The 18,090-nt window shown below is 64.2% G+C and carries 13 protein-coding genes; 5 read left to right on the forward strand and 8 right to left on the reverse strand.

The window, feature by feature from the left end:
• Window positions 1–8 precede the first annotated feature (8 nt).
• Window positions 9–668 carry a TetR/AcrR family transcriptional regulator gene (locus tag V8688_RS01210; protein WP_280221551.1) on the forward strand — a complete coding sequence of 220 codons (660 nt, stop codon included), beginning with the start codon at window positions 9–11 and terminating at the stop codon, window positions 666–668.
• A gap of 160 nt (window positions 669–828) precedes the next feature.
• Here the strand turns inward: V8688_RS01210 and V8688_RS01215 are convergent, their stop codons facing one another.
• From V8688_RS01215 to V8688_RS01245, 7 genes are all read right to left on the reverse strand, one after another.
• Complete coding sequence (locus V8688_RS01215) at window positions 829–2,139, reverse strand: ABC transporter permease (RefSeq protein WP_280221552.1); 1,311 nt, start codon at window positions 2,137–2,139, stop codon at window positions 829–831.
• A 331-nt stretch (window positions 2,140–2,470) separates the two neighbouring features.
• Entirely contained in the window at window positions 2,471–3,058 is a 588-nt protein-coding gene (locus tag V8688_RS01220) for a helix-turn-helix domain-containing protein (protein WP_342799950.1), read from the reverse strand.
• A 378-nt stretch (window positions 3,059–3,436) separates the two neighbouring features.
• Window positions 3,437–3,913: a hypothetical protein gene (locus tag V8688_RS01225; RefSeq protein ID WP_342799951.1), complete on the reverse strand. Its 477-nt coding sequence runs from the start codon at window positions 3,911–3,913 to the stop codon at window positions 3,437–3,439.
• Window positions 3,914–4,157: 244 nt separating this feature from the next.
• The gene (locus V8688_RS01230) at window positions 4,158–5,036 is read right to left on the reverse strand and encodes a fumarylacetoacetate hydrolase family protein (protein ID WP_280221555.1); all 879 of its coding nucleotides are present in this window, start codon (window positions 5,034–5,036) and stop codon (window positions 4,158–4,160) included.
• A 375-nt stretch (window positions 5,037–5,411) separates the two neighbouring features.
• On the reverse strand, window positions 5,412–6,974 hold the full coding sequence (locus V8688_RS01235) for an FAD-dependent oxidoreductase (protein ID WP_342799952.1): 1,563 nt from the start codon (window positions 6,972–6,974) through the stop codon (window positions 5,412–5,414).
• A complete protein-coding gene (locus V8688_RS01240) occupies window positions 6,971–7,867 on the reverse strand; it encodes an alpha/beta hydrolase (RefSeq protein WP_342799953.1) in 897 nt (298 codons plus the stop codon). The genes V8688_RS01235 and V8688_RS01240 overlap by 4 nt, the downstream gene beginning before the upstream one ends.
• Complete coding sequence (locus V8688_RS01245) at window positions 7,864–8,718, reverse strand: alpha/beta hydrolase (protein ID WP_342799954.1); 855 nt, start codon at window positions 8,716–8,718, stop codon at window positions 7,864–7,866. Before V8688_RS01245 ends, V8688_RS01240 begins: the two co-directional genes overlap by 4 nt.
• A gap of 552 nt (window positions 8,719–9,270) precedes the next feature.
• On the opposite strand from V8688_RS01245, the gene V8688_RS01250 reads away from it, so the two are divergent.
• Both V8688_RS01250 and V8688_RS01255 read left to right on the forward strand, forming a co-directional pair.
• Entirely contained in the window at window positions 9,271–10,041 is a 771-nt protein-coding gene (locus V8688_RS01250; protein WP_342799955.1) for a TetR/AcrR family transcriptional regulator C-terminal domain-containing protein, read from the forward strand.
• Window positions 10,042–10,467: 426 nt separating this feature from the next.
• Window positions 10,468–11,763 carry an MFS transporter gene (locus V8688_RS01255; protein WP_342800001.1) on the forward strand — a complete coding sequence of 432 codons (1,296 nt, stop codon included), beginning with the start codon at window positions 10,468–10,470 and terminating at the stop codon, window positions 11,761–11,763.
• Window positions 11,764–12,236: 473 nt separating this feature from the next.
• Here the strand turns inward: V8688_RS01255 and V8688_RS01260 are convergent, their stop codons facing one another.
• Window positions 12,237–13,640, reverse strand: coding sequence for an amidohydrolase family protein (locus V8688_RS01260; protein WP_342799956.1), 1,404 nt, complete (start codon window positions 13,638–13,640; stop codon window positions 12,237–12,239).
• Between the two features lie 577 nt (window positions 13,641–14,217).
• On the opposite strand from V8688_RS01260, the gene V8688_RS01265 reads away from it, so the two are divergent.
• Complete coding sequence (locus V8688_RS01265) at window positions 14,218–16,200, forward strand: ATP-binding protein (RefSeq protein WP_342799957.1); 1,983 nt, start codon at window positions 14,218–14,220, stop codon at window positions 16,198–16,200.
• 552 nt (window positions 16,201–16,752) lie between these two features.
• Window positions 16,753–17,985, forward strand: a complete 1,233-nt coding sequence (locus V8688_RS01270) for a helix-turn-helix domain-containing protein (RefSeq protein WP_342799958.1) — start codon at window positions 16,753–16,755, stop codon at window positions 17,983–17,985.
• Window positions 17,986–18,090: the final 105 nt, after the last annotated feature.

Here is an 18,090-nt window from a genome sequence, read left to right on the forward strand (position 1 = left end):
TGGGCAGGATGGCTGAGCGAACCGAAGTACCCAACCGCTTGGAACGGCGTAAAGCTCGCACCCGGGCGGCACTGGTCAAGGCGGCGCAGGGATTCCTCGCTGCGGGAAAACCCAATGTGCCCATCCTGGAGATCACGCAGGCTGCCGACGTCGGAATGGGTTCGTTCTACAACCACTTCCAGACGCGTGAAGAATTGTTCGAGATCGCATTGGAAGAAGCCCTCGACCTACACGGGGCGGCATTGGATGCGCTGTGCGAACAACTCGACGATCCAGCCCAGGTCTTTGCCCAGAGCTTCCGGCTCACCGGACGCTTGCACCGCCGCGATCCAATCCTCAGCAAGGTGCTACTGAACAACGGCCTACAACTCGCCCGCTCAGATAAAGGCTTAGCCCCCCGTGTCCGACGGGACATCGAGGATGCGGTTCGGGCGGGCCGATTCTCGGTCGTTGATTGCGAGCTGGCGATGACTGTCGTGTCCGGCGCCGCCATCTGCCTCGGCCAGCTGCTTCACGCCCAGCCAGAGCGCGACGACGGGGAGGCGACCGACCTGGTTGCAGCCGACCTCCTGCGAATGCTCGGTCTCTCCCGCGCGGATGCCGACGAAGTTTGCGGCCGTCCTCTTCCCGCCCTGGACATGATCCCGCCTACCGGGACGGCCGCCTGAACGGGCGCGTTTCGGGCGGCATTCCCGAGCAGTGCGGCCGCCCGCCCCGAAGTCAGCGCTGTAAATCTGTCGCAGGCCATGGATATCGACTACGACCACGCCGGCAATGAGCACGCCCTGCACCTCGAACACTCGCTGATTGCCGGCGCGCGGCGTTCCGTCACTGCCCGGTGTCGGTAGGTGCGCTGGGTTTCCTGGTCAGCCCTTTGAGGTCGTAGGCATGAGTACCCAGAGCTCCGACGAGGAGGCCGAGGACAATCGCGAGTGCGGCAGCGAGCACGCCACGCGCCAGCCCCGAATCCCAGGTGGCCCCGAAGTACAGGATCGAGCGCGTACCCAGATAGATCTGATGCATAGGCTCGAACGAGCTGAGGAAGCGGACGATGGGAGGCATGGCCTCGAGCGGTGTCGTGCCACCGGAACTGGGAATCGACAGCACGATAAAGAGGAAGAGACTGAACACCATACCCAGACTTCCCAGCAGAGCCAGAATTGCCTGGGCAACCACTGCGACCGCCGTGATGCTCAGCACACTGAACAGCCACAGCTCCCATGGATGATCCAGCGGCATGCCGATCCAGTTCGCAATCCCCAAATAGACACTGCTGACGAGCACCGCGATAACCGTCATGATTCCCCACTTCAATGCCAGGGTAGCCAGGCGGCTGCGACCGGAGTGCCTTTCGATGTGATAGAGCGGACCGATCTCAGACGGAGTGAAACCGAGCTGGGAGTCGACGAGACTGGTGGCCATCAACGAGCCCGTGAAGCCCGCCAGCACCAGCAGGAGAGCGTAGTAGAAGGCAGAGATGCCGCCGCCGGTCCCGTTAGGAACCTCCTTGAACGGCGTGACATTCACCAGCATCGGTTCTGACAGAACGATACGTGCCGATCCCGTGACGTACTGGGTGTCAGATGCCGCCGGACCCCCGGCCTGCGTTGCCGTGGCGAGCAGCTGCCTGCCGACGGTCTGGTTCGCCTCGTTCAGCGCCTGAGAAGCGAAGGAATCGAATATGGACGCGCCCGAAGTGTTCGCGAGAGGATTGGTGTACACAGTGACCTCGGGCCGCTCCGCGGCCCCACCGGACACCGCACTTTCCGTGAGCGCCACCAGCTTCCCACTCAGGTCCGAGGGCAGAACGATCGCGCCGTACAGCTTTCCCTTGCCCATATCCTCCTCCGCCTCGGCAAGACTGACGAAACGAAGAGCGAACTTGTCGTCATCGACCCCGTTGCGCAGGCTGTCGGAGATCTGCTCGCCGACGTTGATGGGCCGCCCGGAGGGGTCGGTCGCTCCGGTATCAGCGTTGACGACCGCTACGGGAAAGTCGTTGAGGTCTCGGGTCGAGTTGACCGTTCCGCCCAGATACAACGCCGCCAGGGCGGCCATGACCACGGTGACGATGACTGCCGGGGTGAGCCACAACCGCGGCCCCAGCCCGCCAACTACGGGTTTGTTGTCGTTCGGCATGGTGAGCACATTCCTTCGAGTGACCATTTTGGTTACAATGTAACCAGTATGGTCACCGCCGACGACAAAGTCAATCGCGAAGGTGAGCGGCAAGGGCCGGGCCGAAGGCGCCGACCGTCAGGCTGTCCAGACCGCACCCGGCACGAGTGCGCCAGCCGCAGTGAGCACGCCGACCGCCCACCGGGGACAGGACATCGCGGACCCCTGGGCGCGAAAAGTGCCAGATGGCCGCGCCGGAAACCGCGTCGACGCCGCGCATGTCGAACCGATCGCAGTCCGCACGTCCGGGCCTACGGCAGCGGCCTGGGCCTCGCTCCGCATCGCGGTGGTGTCACTCACCCGTGCCCGCATCACCGATGCCTTTGTGACCCAGTGCGCCAAGGCCCGCCGCGATCACCACATCGATGCGCTCGGTCCACTTGGCCTCACGGTTCGCCATCATCGTGACAATCACCGCGCCGATCGCTGACACCACCCGCACATGCCGTCTGTCATCAGTCCATACATCGGGATCGAACGCTTCCATCAACATGCGTTGCGCCCCGGCGAGGCGCTCCATTATCTCGGGCTCTCGCGTCAGCCAGAAGGCGCCGACAATGAGCGCACCAGCCCCCGGCCACTCCTCGATCAGTTCGACCAGCGCAGCGAGCAGGGCGGCGTCCCGCTCAGGCCCGACCGCGAGGCCCTCGCTCGCAGCCGCCACTCGCGCGGCATGCGCCTCCGCACGAGCCACGACAGCGTCCTGAATCCGCTCCTTCGAGCCAAAGCGCTTCAGCACAGCCGCCTTGGAGTAGCCGGCACCGTCAGCGATCGCCTGCACGGTACCCTGAGCGAACCCGTGCCTCGCAAACACGAAGGCCGCCACGTCGATCAGAGCGCGATCGATCTCCTCACTACTAGGCCTCACAGTTGGCTTCATGACCGAGACGTTACCGTTTTGGTCAACTCGGGTTACCGTGGAGCTGGCCGCGAGTTGTGAACGCCGCCGACAGTTCTCACACCTGCGGCATGACCAGGGTCGGTGACGGCACCACTATGCCGTTGGCCATCCAGACCATCGCGCCACGACTACCTCATGAATGCCGCGACCAGATGCAGCAGATTCTGCCGGAGTTGCCCAGGGGGTGTGCGTCGAAATCACGGGCCGCCCACCACGTGAACACGAGCACGGGCGTTGGCCTCCCACGACTGCTACGACAGACGCCTAGCACCTACCGCAATGTTCTCCATTCAGGTTCGTTGATGCGCCCGGCTGCAGGACGCCGAACCACTCGCGCCGAAAATGATCCGACAAGTCCTACGGGTGCGGCGGCGCGGTAGGGCTGACATGCGGAATCCATTCAGGCCTTGTCGTTTCCAGCACAGTCCGAACTCGGGCGAACGATTCACCGGTCTGACCCAGCAACCACCCCTTGGCCGCAACCCTGTGACCACCGAGGCGCACCCGGATCGGACCCCTCGTATCAGAATCGCCCTCCAGATCAGCCTCAGCGAACAGACCGTTGCGGCGTTGCAACGCACCGGTTTCGACGTCGAATCGGCAAGCGGGCACAAGGAAGAGCCTCGATCCTGAGGCTTCACCAGGTCTGTCGAAGAGGTGCGCTGTCATCAGGTAGATCGTGTTCTGCCGCGAGGCTCCCTCGGTGGTGACCGGTTCGACGTGCTGGGCACCGTCAAGGTGAAAGGAACCGTCCGGCCTCGCCACCGCTATGGCGGGAACCACATGGTGGTGCAGTGCGTCGACAGCAAGCCGCCAGTTGCGCTGAGCAGCCACCTGTAAGCACTGCAAGGCTGGCTCGCAACGCCCCCGGTAGACCACCCGGGCCGACGGACTGCAGGCCCAGTCGAGAGTGGATCCGCAACCAGTCATGCTCCGGTCACCTCGAATCCCCGGTCGCATTCCAACCGAACCCGGCAGCCCGTCGGCCATTCATCGCAGCCGAAGCCTTAGATGATCCCGAACCTTGTTTCGGCTCGACCCCCTCGATCGCCGCGTCCTGCGCAGAGGTACGGCACGGTCAGTTTCGATCACGAGGGCACCCGTCGACGATTCGATTGCGCAGCCCGCCGAGCCCATGGATCTGGGAACAGAGCAGATCTCCGGGCACGAGAAATCTTGGCGGTGTGCGTGATTGCCCTACCCCCGGAGGGGTGCCGGTGAATATGAGATCACCGACACGCAGCTCGCAGATCTGCGAAAGATGGCTGACGAGCGCGGAAACGCCGAAGATCATGTCCGAGGTGCGTCCGGCCTGCACGTTCTCGTCACCGATGCTCGCCTCGATGACCAGGTCCTCCGGATCGGCCAGCTCGTCCAGTGTGGTCAGCCACGGCCCGATGGGTGCGAACCCACGGTGGCTCTTGGCCATGGAGAACTGGGGCCGCTCACCAGCCGTCTGGGAGCTTCGTTCGGAAATATCTTGTCCGACACAGTATCCAGCGACATGTTCCAGTGCGTTCTCGAGCGGAATATGGCGGCCAGTGCGGCCCATGACGACAACCAGTTCGACTTCCCAATCACAGGTCTGTGTAGGCAGAGCAATGGTGTCGCCGGGGCCGGCCAGTGCGGAAGCAAACTTGGTGAAGACCAGCGGCGTCGTTGGGAGGCGGCGGTTGGTCTCAGCGGCGTGGGCCGCGTAATTCAGCCCGATTGCGAAGATCTGGCTGGGCCGCGCCACTGGTGGGCCCAGAAGAACGGGATCGGCCGCCAAGCTGAACGCAGTGTGAGAGGGGTCCAGATCGGGGCGTTCCTGCCGGTACCAGCGACCGACTTCGGCGAGATTCTCGACTGCCCGGTCCGGGTCGCAGGGCAACAGCCCGTCGGAGGAGTCGTGGATATCCACGATTCCGTCATCGGTGACCAGGGTGGCTCTGCCTTCGAGGTTGGCGAGTTTCACAGGTGCGAAGTTCCTTTCGATGGCACAGGACCGTGGGCCCTGCTGGCTGATCGAGCTTCTCCGCGCCGCAGACACCTATCCGAGCATCCGGTTGGTCGGGATTCTTGGTCACAGGGGCGGATTCAGGCCGCTCCACGGAGAACAAGCTTTGACAGAGCATCGCCGGATATCTCTGGTCGACCAGATCGTCGACGGCGACCGCGCGAGCCCACCGCCTGCGACCGCCTCCCACGCAAAGGCAAACGGCAGCCGCATGGAAGGCAACATGATGCGAAGGTCGACCAAGGCGCGACCGCCCATCACATCGCGCATCGCGTTTCGCCCTGTCAAAGCCTACTCAGGGGTATCGCGCGTATCGAGGCTCCTGGTACCGGACTACACCGAGGGGTGGACGGCTGGGATCATCGCCGCGGCGTGCGCCTCAGTCGCCGGACCCATGTCCTCGGTCGCGATGGAGCCGATATAGCCATCGGGACGGATCAGCAACAGAGCGGGACGAGACACACCGTACGCCTGGACGAAGGAGTCGGTGATATCGATGAGTGCCACGTCGGCGCCGACCTCATCGCCGCCGTTGACGGCGATCTTCTTCAGGCCCGCTCCCGACGAGGGCCACGCCACCTTCGCCAGTTCTTCGGTGGCCTCGGGGCCATACGCGAGCGCGGTGAAGTGCGATCCGGTGAAGAGGTCGAAAAGCCGTCGGGCTCCCCCGTTCGCGTCCAGTAGTTTCGCGTCCGGGGCACGATCACCGACCCACAGTGTCGCGGTGTGGTCAGAATCGGCCGGCACAAGCGGGCCGACCCGGTAGTGGAGCCTGAGCTGGCGCTCGTCATCGCCACGTTTGATCGCCGACGGGTCGAACTTGGCCAGGCCTTCGTACTTCTTGGTCGCCAAACCCAGCACTCCGGCAGCGATCGGTTGCCGCTCGGCCTCATAGGTGTCCAAGAGGCTCTCCGGCGCCCCGGCGAGCACCTGGCCGAGTTTCCAGCCCAGGTTGTAAGCATCCTGCAGGCCGGTGTTGAGGCCCTGCGCGCCGGCGGGAGGATGCACGTGCGCGGCATCTCCGGCTAGGAATACTCGACCTGTCCGGTAATGCTCCGCGAGGCGAATATTGGGCCGGAACACCGACGACCATCCGATATCGTGCAAGCGCAGGCTCTTGTCGCCGGTATGCTTGCGAACCCGGGCATTCAGACTCGCCGCGTCGAGAGCGGGCTCCTCACCGATCTTCAGGCGGATCATCACCTGGAAGCGATCGGAATGCGGGATCGGGCAGGCACCCAGAAAGCGGCCACCGGGCCGCGGCCACACGTGCCACCGGTTCCGGGACAGACCGTCGATCGCCGCGTCGACGATGATCATTCGATCCGCTTCGTCCGTCTTGCCATCGAAGCTGATCTCTGCTGTTTTGCGGACGGCACTCCCACCGCCGTCGGCACCGACAAGGTAGCGAGCGCTGATCTCCTCGTCACCAGCCGGGCTGGTGACCGTCGCCACGACGCCGTCCGGACCTTGCTCGAATCCGGTCAACGCACAATCGGTTTCGATGGTCACACCCCGCCGCTGCAGTCCGGCACGCAGCGCGGCGTCGGTACGGAACTGGGGAATCAACCATGTATTCGGGTAGGGCACATCGGATGTCTTGTCGTTGCGCGAGATCATGTGCCACGGAAGCGTCAGCGGGCCCGCGTGGATACCCAGAGGCGGGTATGTCGATCCGCCGGCGAGGACATCGTCGAGAACACCGAGGTCCTCGAGCACCTCGAGACTGCGGGGCTGAACGCCCTTCGCCCGTGAGCCTTCGAACGCGTTCGCAGCCTTGTCGATGATCCGCACTGCCACTCCACGGCGGGTGAGATCGATAGCCAGAGCGGTACCGGTCGGCCCGGCACCGACAATCAGGACGTCGGTCGATCCGGATTTTGGCGTGGTCTTCATCGCGACGACTCTTTCCTGACAGCTGTGACGAATTCAGCGAACCGAAGCGCGGTCTCGGTCGGCTCTTCATAGGGCACCATGTGCCCGCAGGGTGAAACTATGTGCGATTCGGTTGGCGCCAAGAGGGCCTCCACCTTGTCGAAGCTCGCGATCGGGGTCACTTCGTCCCGGTCGCCCCATAGCAACATCTTCGGGAACGACAGACTGCCGACCTGCCGGTAAAGGCCTTCGCGGCCGGCCAACGGGAAGGCGGCGATCGTGGAGGTCAACGCGTAGATCGAGCCTTCGTACCGATAGGACTCACGCACCATCGCCGCAAGCACCGCAGACAGCCGTGGATCTCGGACATTGTGCGACAGATGCCGGTCGAGCATCTTACTACCCAGCTTCCTGGCGAGCAAGCTGCCCAACGTTTCGTTGCGCAGCAGGAAGGCGAATGCGGGCGCGGGCTGCAGCCCGGCGGGACCGGCGAGAGTGAAGGTGGCGATTCGGTCGGTGTTGTCCCGAGCGAACGCCATCGCTACCAGCGCGCCCATCGAAGCTCCGACCAGATGAAAGGGGTCGGTGACATTCAAGCGCTCGGTCAGGTCGGCGATTTGCCTGACGAACAGCGCCTCGTCGTAGATGCCCTGTACCCGGTCCGAATAGCCGCGTCCGTACGCGCTGAATACCAAGGTACGAAAGCCGCGGGCATGCAGTTCGCCGACGAGTCGATCCCAGTAGAACAGAGGGGTGGTCAGACTACCCGCGAACACCACGACCTGACCATCCGCGGGCCCGGTCATCTCGTAGTGGGTGATCCCATCGCGGCATCGGATGAAGTCACCGCGCAGTTCCGCACGGGTGGCCTCATCCAAGCGGCGAGTCTCGCCGGCCGCCACGAAGTACTTCATCGCCGTTCCTCCTTCAGTGGGGACGCCTCGGCCGTCAGGAAGTTCAACAGCTCACTGGTCACCCACTCCGGATCTTCATCGGGGAGGAGATGGCCGGCGCTCGGGTGCGTTCGTTCGAGGCTGCCCGGGATATCGCGCGCGAAATGCTGGGCATCGACGGATGCGCTGCGCAGCACCAGTGTGGGAACTGTGATCGCAGGGATCTCGGCGGTGCGATCGGCCTGCTCGGTGTTGGCGAAGTCGATGAACGCCCGTTGATTGCCAGGCCGTGTCAGCATCGCGTACACCCGGTCGACCATCGCATCGTCGACCACCGACTTGTTCGACCCGACGGTCGAGCGCAGATTGCGTTCGGTGGCCGATCGGGACGACATCGTACGAATCAACACGCGCCCGATCGGGTTGCGGGCAAGTTTCAGCGCCAAGGGAAGCGACTTACCTGGATAGCCGGTAGCGTTGATCAGCACCAGGCGCTCCAGGCGCTGCGTGTGATCGAGCGCGAAGTTCCAGGCGATATTGCCGCCCATCGAGTTACCGACTACCGAGGTCCTGTTGACGCCGATAGCGTCCAGAAAGACACCTACCGTGTCGGCGAAGGCTGAAATACGGTAGTCCCGGTCGAGGCGCGGGCCGGTTAGGCCGAAGCCGGGCAAATCCGGGCGAATCACGTCGAATGACGGCGACAGTGCGGCGGCCACACGGTCGAAGCTGTGCAGCGAGGAGCCGCTGCCGTGTAGAAGAAGCACCGAGGGCCCGGTCCCACTCCGCTTGTAGTGGATATTCTGACCGTCGACGGTCGTGAAGCGCGAATCAGCGTCGATGTAGTCGTCTGGGTCTGTTCGTCTACTCATAATGGTTACAGTGTTGCCGTTACCTTCCTCCAGGTCAAGGCATATTGGCAACAATGTTACCTATATGATGCCGCCACAGCGATTCCCGAGAAGCGCCACCCGATCCTCCGAAACGACTTACCCGACAGGATCAGCCTTCCGCCCCATCGGCGACGACATGGCGCGATGCCCGCAGGATCCAGCACGACTTTGCCGTCCATGGCCATGAACGAGCCCGAATGACGGAGCCGGATCGGCCACACCGGCCCAGCCGGCACGGGAGCAAGGAGCCACCGCCGAAATTTGGCGAGACCTCAGGATCCGAAAGCGGTCCGCGATTGCGGCCACGGCGACGACGACAAGAAACGCCGATCTCCACAGAGGCCCGACACCGACCCCATCGCCCCACCTTCGGCCAGCCCTTGCCAAGCGACTCGAAGCCCGCGTATGCCGCGAGCCCCTTCGCCGGGCCCCTGCCCACCCTCCATCGCCAGCCCATATTATCGGCAACACCATAGCCGATATGTTCGACTCTGGGCAATACCGGAAACGGCGTAACCGTATACTGGTCACATGACCGAAGTGCGGATCAGCGACAATACAGCCATGGAGAGCAGCACCGAATCCGATGGCAGCCAGGGTCGTCGCCCACCCGGCCGTCCACGCATGCCGTTCGACAAGATCATCAGCGCGGCAGTCCTGCTGGTCGACGAGGAGGGCGCCGCGGCCCTGACGATGCGCAACCTCGCTCAGCGCCTCGATACCGGCACAGCAGTCCTATATCGAGCCGTCAGCGGCCGAGCCGAATTGGTCGGATTCGTTGTCGACCGCGTTTTCGGTGAGGTAGATCTCGAGCTTGACGCACACCAAGAAGGTGACTGGCAACGAGCATGCCAGGCGGCCGCGCAAGCGATGTTCGACACGCTCGCCCGGCATCGCGGGATCGCACCGCTACTGATCGAGCAGGTTCCCACCGGCCCCCATGCCCTCGCGCTTCGCGAACGCTTCCTCACGATACTTCTCGACGCGGGCTTCACCCCCGAGGCGGCGGCCCGCACATACGCGACATTGGCCCGTCATGTCATAGGGTTTGCGGCTCAGCTCCACGCCGCCGGCAGCCCCGATTCCGAGCCCGCTCGCCTCACCACCCTCTTCCAAGCGCTCGATCCGGACCAGTACCCCGCCACCCTCGCAGTCGCCCATTGCCTGCCAGAGCAAAGGCTCGAAGAGGAGTTCCGATTCGGCCTGGACATGATCATTGCCGGACTAGGCAACCAACATCCCGCTTCCCCACCGAAAGATCGCACCACGGCTCGACAACGGCGAACTCCATCGAAAGCCTAACGGGCCGCCACCCGACCTGTTCGCGGACGACGGCTCCAGTATGACCCGTTACAGGTAGCCGGGACCGAGGCGGGAAATGCGTGCAACCTCGGCGGCGCCACCGGCCCCGACTCACGGGCGCTCGAGCCCGCCAGATCCCAGCGCGCCCGCCGGACGACATCACGACGCAGTCGACCCTCGGACTCGAGCACCCCACTGCTGACCGACCCCACACCGGCGACGTTCGGTGTCGTCGCTGCGAGAGAACGTCCAGGCCTTTGACGTGATATCGCCCGGATATAATATCGGTCACATCGTTGCCGTTATACGTTGACGCGGGCACTTCGATCACGCACTGTTTGCGCCATGAGCACTGGGCCGGCATCGGAAACCTGCAAGGACGGACACACTCGCACCTGCGCACGAAGCGGGCCGTCGGCCAGAGACATGTCACTGGTCTGTTACGCATTCGCAGTCGTCATGCTCGGCACCACGCTGCCGACACCGATGTACACCCTCTACGCGACCGAATTCGGGTTCGCCATCGGCACCTCCACGACAATCTTCGCGGCGTATGCCATGGGCGTCGTGACAGCCCTGATTCTCTTCGGTCGATGGTCCGACACGCTCGGACGGCGACCTGTACTGCTCGCAGGGCTGAGCTGTTCCGCGACAAGCTCGTTGGTGTTCTTTACGGCCGGGTCGGTCGGACAGTTGCTGATCGGACGCGGATTGTCCGGGCTGTCCGCCGGACTCTTCACCGGGACGGCGACCGCAATGATCGCCGAGATCGCGCCGCCACCATGGAAGGCCCGCGCCATGGTCGCGGCCGGGGTGGCGAATATCGGCGGACTGGGGATCGGGCCGACGATGTCCGGCCTGCTGGCGCAGTACGGCCCTTGGCCGCTACACCTCGTGTTCGCCACTCACATGGCGATGGTCGCGTCGGCCGTGCTGGCAATCAATCAGGTGCCGGAAACTGTTGCTCAGCAACCGCATACCCGGCTCGAGATACAGAAGCTGTCGATTCCGCCCGGAGCCAGGCCTGTCTTCGTCCGGGCCGCCCCGGCGGCTTTCGCCGGATTCTCAATCGTCGGACTGTTCACCTCGGTCGTCCCGACATTCTTGAATCAGTCGCTACACACCCACAACAAGGCCATCGCCGGAGTGGTGGTCTCCACACTCTTCCTCGCCTCCGCAGTTGCTCAAGTAGCGACCAGAAGGCTACCTGCCCGTGCCGCCCTGATCCTGGGCTGCACAGCCCTTGTTCTCAGTGCAGTTCTCGTTGCAGTAGCCTTGGCTACCGAGTCCTTACCCGTGCTGATCGCGGCGGCGGTGAGCGGCGGTGGCGGCCAGGGCATCAGTTTCAGCAAGGGCCTCGACGCCGTGGTGCAGGCAGCCCCGGTGTCGCGCCGCGGCGAGATCGCGTCCAGCTACTTTGTCGTCGCCTACCTGGCAATATCCATTCCGGTTGTCGGCGTCGGTCTCGCTGCCCAGCGTTGGAGTCTGCCTGCCATCGGACTGACCTTCGGTACATTCGTCGCAGTAGTTGCCATGTCGTCACTAATGGGGACTTTGCTCACCGGACGTTGCCCCGCCCCTTTTGCGCACCCTCACAGCGCGAACCGGTCATCGGTATCGCAATTCCGGTTCAATCTACGGCGTAGAGGGTTCCGGCGATATCACAGATCCCCGGCCACGGAAGCGATGGACTCGCGGTTACGGGAACGGAGTCGCCGTTGAGCGCAACCGCGGCCGCGTCAGCCCTTGTCCATGCAGAATGTCAATCCGTGACGCCTTCTGCGGGCGGAGTCGAACCGGATGCTCTGGACGAGATCGTGCCGCGCGCACACCAACTACACGCCGACCGCATCGAACTCGCGGGAAAGCCGGAGCGGGCACACAACAACATCATTCACCGATTCGACACTCTGCCGGTGCGGTCGGCGCCCAAGCGGTGACGGAGGCAGAATCGGCGGGTGCGTAGCGCCGCAGCGGGCTCAGCGCCGCCAGAACCCGCACCGAGGAGATGGCAACGGCACGCCCCCCCGACGGCATCGTCAGCACCATCCGGCACCCCTCGGAGTATCTGCGTGCCGCCGACGTCCGACGATCTATGCACGAAAGACAGCACGTTAAGGCGGCGGCAGAAGCAGCAGACCGAAGGACCGATACTCCGCTTCGCCGTTTGATCACTCGCGCGGCGGCTTTCACATCTACGGCTCCGCTTGGAGCCGGGTTTGGTGCCTGAGCTGCCGCCGCACCGCGCGTCCGACTACGTTCCGTCGTAGACGGGCGAGCCGACCGGAGTGGCGGATCTTGGCGACGATTCGACTGCCCGAATCCTCCAGCTCTTCCCGGATTCGTTCAGCAGGTTCAGTGTGCAGAACAGAGTGATCGCGTTTGCGCCACGTACCGCCGATCATCACCGATTCGATATTGCCGGCATTCGCATGGAGCGCAGCGGCGACTGGATCGTGGAAGGACCAGAGATTGAGCATCCGAGCGTCGATGACCACCAGGTCGGCTTTCATGCCTGCGCGTATGCAGCCGATCTGGTCGGCCAGTCCCAGCGCCCGGGCTCCTTCGACGGTGGCCCACGACAGTGCCTGCTTCACCGTGATCGGGGCACGCGACAGCCCCAGGCCGGACTGATCGTACTCCGCTCGGTGAACTTCTCCTCTCTCGCGCGCGAGGGCCAGCCGAGCGCTGACGAGGACCTCCCCGGACACGACCACCTCGGTGTCGGTGCCGAGCGACGGTGCAGATCCGAGCCGCAGCAACTGCTCGGTGAGCCGCGTGCAATGCCCCTGGCCGAGTTCATTTTCCGGCGTCGAGGTGAAGGTCGCTCCCGCGTCCGTCAGAGTCCTCACCCACGCGTCCGACAAGCCGGTTCCATGGACGATATTTGTGAGTGGGCTCCAAAGTCCCACCGAACGAACAGCTTCCCAACCCGGACCGGGTGTACCGGCACTCTGATGCATCGATGCCAGCAACCCACGTTCGGCTGCGGCTCGCAGGTCAGCGATCGCCACAGCAGGTTTGGACAGCTGCGGCCCTTTGATGGCCATCCCGGCCGACAGCAAGTCGGTAGCCCCGATCGGTCCACTCAGTAGACGATCGATTTCACGGACGTCGTGTTCGCGGTCCAGGAGCGCGTGTGGAGTCCCGTGCATGAACACCGCCCGAATCCCGGCCTGCTGAAGTCCTTCGATCGCCGCGTCGGTATGGTCCGGTGTCACACAATTGTGGCACCAGTCACCGATCGTCGTCACTCCAGAGTTGATCTGGCCGAGAGCGCCTGCCAAGGTACCGATTCGCATGTCTTGCGGCTGGTAATGCCGCGCCGCATCACCGTGGGCAAGGGCCAGATACTCCGGCAGAGTCCAATCCGCGCCGGCAAGCCTCATGGCGGTCTGCCAGGTGTGCAGGTGCGCGTTGACCAGCCCGGGAATAATCACTCGTCCCCGGAGCTCGACGAGCTCAGCCTCGTCAGCATCCAGACCGGTGCCGACCGCCACGATCTCGCCGCCGTCGACGAGAATGTCTACCCGTTCGGAATCGGGCCGCCCCGGCGCCATCGTCACGACCTGCGCGCCTCGCAGAAGTGTACGGCTCATCGTTCATCCTCCTGCCAAGCGAGGCAGAGTCGGCGATCGGCGCCGGCACCAGCGGACTCGCGAATCGCGCGATGTACGCCGCCGCCCCTCCACCATCGGCTCGCGCGCACGGCATCTCGCACTACGGCGGCGCCGCGCCGATATCGCCTGGCCTCCTGCAGCGGACGCGTCGTGCCGTGCAGTGCTACGACCACCGGGCCGGGCCCGACGTTCGCGACGTGATTGCTCGTACCGCGCACCATGTCGAAGTTGATGTCGTCGCCAGTTATCACCATAATGGATACAGTGTTGCCGCAATCACAATGTGTGTCAAGCCTCGCCTCCGGTCACTCTGGCCGCCGTACCGAGACCCACGGCAACGACTACTCGACCAACTATCGGCAACATTGTTGCCTATACGGCGCTGGTGTGTCACAGTCATGACCTCCAACACAGTGATTACATCGCGCGTCGGCAGGCTTGGATTGATCGTTGCCCTCGGTTTGCTCTGAGGCACTCGATATCCCTACCGGCTAGGCGAGCATCACGTCTACTCTGTCCGCCGCAGTAGACGCTCTAGTCGTGAGGACGCACCTCGGTGACAACCCAGTCGAACATTGCAGCAGCGCTCCGCCGAGCCCGATTCACGCGCGGCGCCGGAGTCCGGGCACGCATCATGGCAGTCGCGCTCATTCCCGGCATCGTCCTGCTCAGCGCGGGAATCGGTTCCGCCGCGTACCTGGTCAGCGATGGAAAGCGGGCCGCACGCTGGGCACAGCTGGGTGTCGAAACCTCGCGGCCGGTAACGACTCTGACGCAGGCCGTTCAAGAAGAAAGGCGGGTCTCGCTACTCCACCTGGCCGGCGACGAGTCCGCCGGGCGTGGGTTACCGGCGGCCAGGACGGCCGTGGATGCCGCAGCCGCCGCTCTGCGCGAAGCAGCCCACGAAGCCGCGATCATCCGAACCGATCTCGCCGACGAGATCACCTCATTTTTGGAAGTACGCGAGGAACTGGGTCCGCTACGTCGAAGCATCGATGCACGTTCGATCCCGTTGGAGCAGGGCTACTCGGCCTTTGCGATCTACTTCGACAACATCGTGCGTATCGCCGCATTGTCGCCACGGATGGCCCCAGACGCCGCGATCGCAGCCCGATTGAGTCAAGGAAACCATCTGCTCCGCGCCGCCGAAGCGGTCACGAGGTCGCAACTCATCGTCGAGATCGCCCTGCGCCGAGAGCAGCCCCAGCCCACAGAACGGATCGAGTTCGAGCACCGCGTCGGTGAGGCCCAGGGGGAAATTGCCTATCTCAGGTCGATCATGGAAGGTCCCCACCGACAGCGCCTGCTCTCCTTGACCTCGAGCACCGAGTGGAACCTGTTGCTGGACAACAACCAAGCTCCGTTGACGAGGTCATCGCCCGGCCGAATCGACTATCGAACCGTGGCCGCCGAGCTGTCCAGCGACTTGCTCGGGATCTGGGTGGACGAGACCACGGATTCGCATCACGATGCCGAGCGCAAGGGCCAGGAACTGGCACGGCGATCCGTCTGGGGTGCAGCCGTGGCGTTGACAGCCACTGTGGCCACCGTTCTCCTTGCAGTCTATCTGGCCAACCGCTTGATCGGCCGACTACGACGACTGCGGCGCGCAACGCTCGACACCGCAGACCGCCGGCTACCAGAAACCATCAAGAAGCTGGCCGCAGGCGGCGAGTTGGACACCGCCGACCTCGCTCCCCTCCACTTCGGATTCGACGAGATCGGACAGGTCGCCGATGCGTTCAACCGCGCACATGCAGCAGCTGTTCATTCGGCGGCAGCCGAGTCGAAGACTCAGGCCGGAGTACGCGCCGTGTTCCTCAACATCGCGCACCGTTCCCAGGTGATCGTGCACAAACAGATCGAGCTGCTCGACCGCGCCGAACACAGGGAACAGAACCCGGAACGGCTTGACCTGCTATTCCAACTGGACCACCTCGCCACCCGTGCCCGACGCAACGCAGAGAATCTATCCATTCTGGGCGGCGACGCGCCCGGGCGACGATGGCGCCTTCCGGTCCAGCTGTTGGACATCGTAAGGGGAGCTGTCGCGGAGAGCGCGGACTACAAGCGGATTCGTATCAATCGGGTGCCAGACCTCGACATCGACGGTGCCAGCGTTGCCGACCTGATTCATCTACTCGCCGAATTGACCGATAACGCAACCATGTTCTCCCCGCCGGAGACCGCTGTGAACATCTCGGCCCACGTCGTCGGCAATGGAATCGCCATCGAGATCACCGATCAGGGCATAGGCATGTCTGCTGCAGAGTTGGCCGAGCGCAACGAATCGTTGGCCAGGGTTCCGGACTTCAGCGTCGCAGCGCTCTCCGGCGATACCCGACTCGGCCTGTTCGTAGTCGGCCGGCTGGCTGCGCGCCAGCGAGTCTCCGTACATCTGACGGAATCAGAGTACGGCGGCACACGGGCAATAGTTCGGATTCCGAGCATGCTCGTCGCCGATCCGGGGCCCGTCGAATCGGCCCCGAGTGACTACCGTCCGTCCATCCAGGCCTCACCGGATCTCAGGGCCAACTGATGTGCTCGAAGCAAGCGGGTCCACAGCACATGGATCACGTCACTACTCCCGCACACGGGAGCCCGACACCGGTGACCCTCCGCTGGTGTGCCCAGTGCGCGGTCAGCGCATCCGAGAAGTCACGAGCGCTGTCGCCCGGAGACGCCGGGGTTGGACATCGCGCAGCCGGCCTCATAGTCGGCGGCACTGCCAGATCCACAAATCAACCGGCGAGCGAAAGGGGGGGCTCCGCGCTGACGCACGACCGCGGGCCAAGAGAACATGCCAAGGGGAGGACGAGCACGTCACTGTGATCGGCGGCCGCGATATCAGCGTCGACCATGCTTCCGACACATCGCCGCGTTCTGCATCGGTCAAGACCTATCCGAGCGGGCATCCCGGATGGCGGGAAGCTCACCGTCTTCAGCCTCGCCAAGAGCTACGGGAGGACTTCGATCGCCACGCGCACGGCTACCGCCGCCAGCGCGGGCGCGTCCTGGAGCGCCCGCGATAAGTGCACGCCAGGGCCGCCCTCCGCAGGCAGCGGGTCTGGATGGGCCACACTGGTGGCCGATGAACAACTCCCGCCAGCCAGATCGCCCGATCCGACGCCGCCCGCGCGATCGGCGCACAACCATCTTGACCGCTGCCACCGACGCTTTCTCCCGCGACGGCTATCACGGCACCTCGATGGCCGACATCGCATCTGCCGTGGGCATCTCTCCGGCAGCCCTGTATCGACACTTCCGCAACAAGCAACTACTGCTGGGCGAGTGCCTGCTCTCTGGACTGGATGCGACCGTCGCCCGGCTCGACGCGGCCGCGACTGCGGACCTGTCTGGAGAAACGGTACTGCGCGAACTCGTCACAATGGCGCTCGAGCTGCGTGGGCTGCCACGCCTATGGCAGCTCGAGTTCCGCAACCTCACCACCGAGCACCGCCAGGCCGTGCTGATGCGCGCGGCCCGCCTCACCGGCTACCTGCGCCGTGCCGTGCGTGTCAAGCGGCCCGACCTCGCCCCGGCAGATATCGAGATCATGAGCTGGTGTGTGCTCTCGGTAGCGGTCAGCCCGTCCTACCACCACCTCGATCTGGCGTCGGAGGAATTCTCCGCGATCCTGGGATCGGCGATCGAGCGCATGCTCACCGCCGAACTCGCACCCGGCACAGCAGGCCCGTTACGCCCCAGCGCCATCCTCCCCGTACCACAGGGCGGCGACTTCGAACGCGCAGTGCGTGCTCAGCGACTCGTTGCGGCCGGCGCACGCCTGTTCAACACCCGCGGATACGCCGCGGTGGGCATCGAAGACATCGGTGCCGCCGTCGGCGTGCGCGGGCCGGCGCTGTACCACCACTTTGCCAGCAAGGCCGACCTGCTCAACGAGATCATCGAACGCAACGAGCAGTGGATTGGCCTCTATACCGACCGAGCCCTGTCCGAGGGCCGCACCGCTCACGAGTCCGCCCGCCTACTGCTCGGCTACTTCGTCGAGTTCGCTCTCGCGCAACCGGATCTGGTCGGGACAACCGTCAGCGAGGTCGGCCATCTACCCGAGACGCACGCCGCACGCTACCGCCGCACTCACCGCGACGGAGTGCTGGCGTGGGCCCGGTTGCTCGCGGCGGCCGATCCCGCACTCACTCCGGTCCAGGCCCGGGTGCTCGTCCAGGCGCTGAGCATCGTGGTCATCGACGCGGTGCGCAATCCACGCCTACGACGCCGGGAGAAGCTCGCGGATGTGCTGACCGCTCTCTGCGCTCGACTGATCCTGAACGATACAAACGATCCGATGGTTATCGGGTAGTAACTTATATCGAACAGAGGAGGTAAGACCGAGCTCAGGACCCCATCGCTGCAATTATCTACTTAGCCGCCATTAACTTACGGTTGCGTAGCGACCATCGCGGCG

The sequence above is a fragment of the Nocardia sp. No.11 genome (assembly GCF_038752175.1).
Classification (GTDB): Bacteria; Actinomycetota; Actinomycetes; order Mycobacteriales; family Mycobacteriaceae; genus Nocardia; species Nocardia canadensis.

Excerpts from the sequence above, each read along its gene's own strand:
- V8688_RS01240 (WP_342799953.1), bottom strand. The coding sequence starts at position 7,867 with ATGAAGTACTTCGTGGCGGCCGGCGAGACTCGCCGCTTGGATGAGGCC.
- V8688_RS01270 (WP_342799958.1), top strand. The coding sequence starts at position 16,753 with ATGAACAACTCCCGCCAGCCAGATCGCCCGATCCGACGCCGCCCGCGC.
- V8688_RS01235 (WP_342799952.1), bottom strand. The coding sequence starts at position 6,974 with ATGAAGACCACGCCAAAATCCGGATCGACCGACGTCCTGATTGTCGGT.
- V8688_RS01215 (WP_280221552.1), bottom strand. The coding sequence starts at position 2,139 with ATGCCGAACGACAACAAACCCGTAGTTGGCGGGCTGGGGCCGCGGTTG.
- V8688_RS01250 (WP_342799955.1), top strand. The coding sequence starts at position 9,271 with ATGACCGAAGTGCGGATCAGCGACAATACAGCCATGGAGAGCAGCACC.
- V8688_RS01220 (WP_342799950.1), bottom strand. The coding sequence starts at position 3,058 with ATGAAGCCAACTGTGAGGCCTAGTAGTGAGGAGATCGATCGCGCTCTG.
- V8688_RS01245 (WP_342799954.1), bottom strand. The coding sequence starts at position 8,718 with ATGAGTAGACGAACAGACCCAGACGACTACATCGACGCTGATTCGCGC.
- V8688_RS01210 (WP_280221551.1), top strand. The coding sequence starts at position 9 with ATGGCTGAGCGAACCGAAGTACCCAACCGCTTGGAACGGCGTAAAGCT.
- V8688_RS01255 (WP_342800001.1), top strand. The coding sequence starts at position 10,468 with ATGTCACTGGTCTGTTACGCATTCGCAGTCGTCATGCTCGGCACCACG.
- V8688_RS01260 (WP_342799956.1), bottom strand. The coding sequence starts at position 13,640 with ATGAGCCGTACACTTCTGCGAGGCGCGCAGGTCGTGACGATGGCGCCG.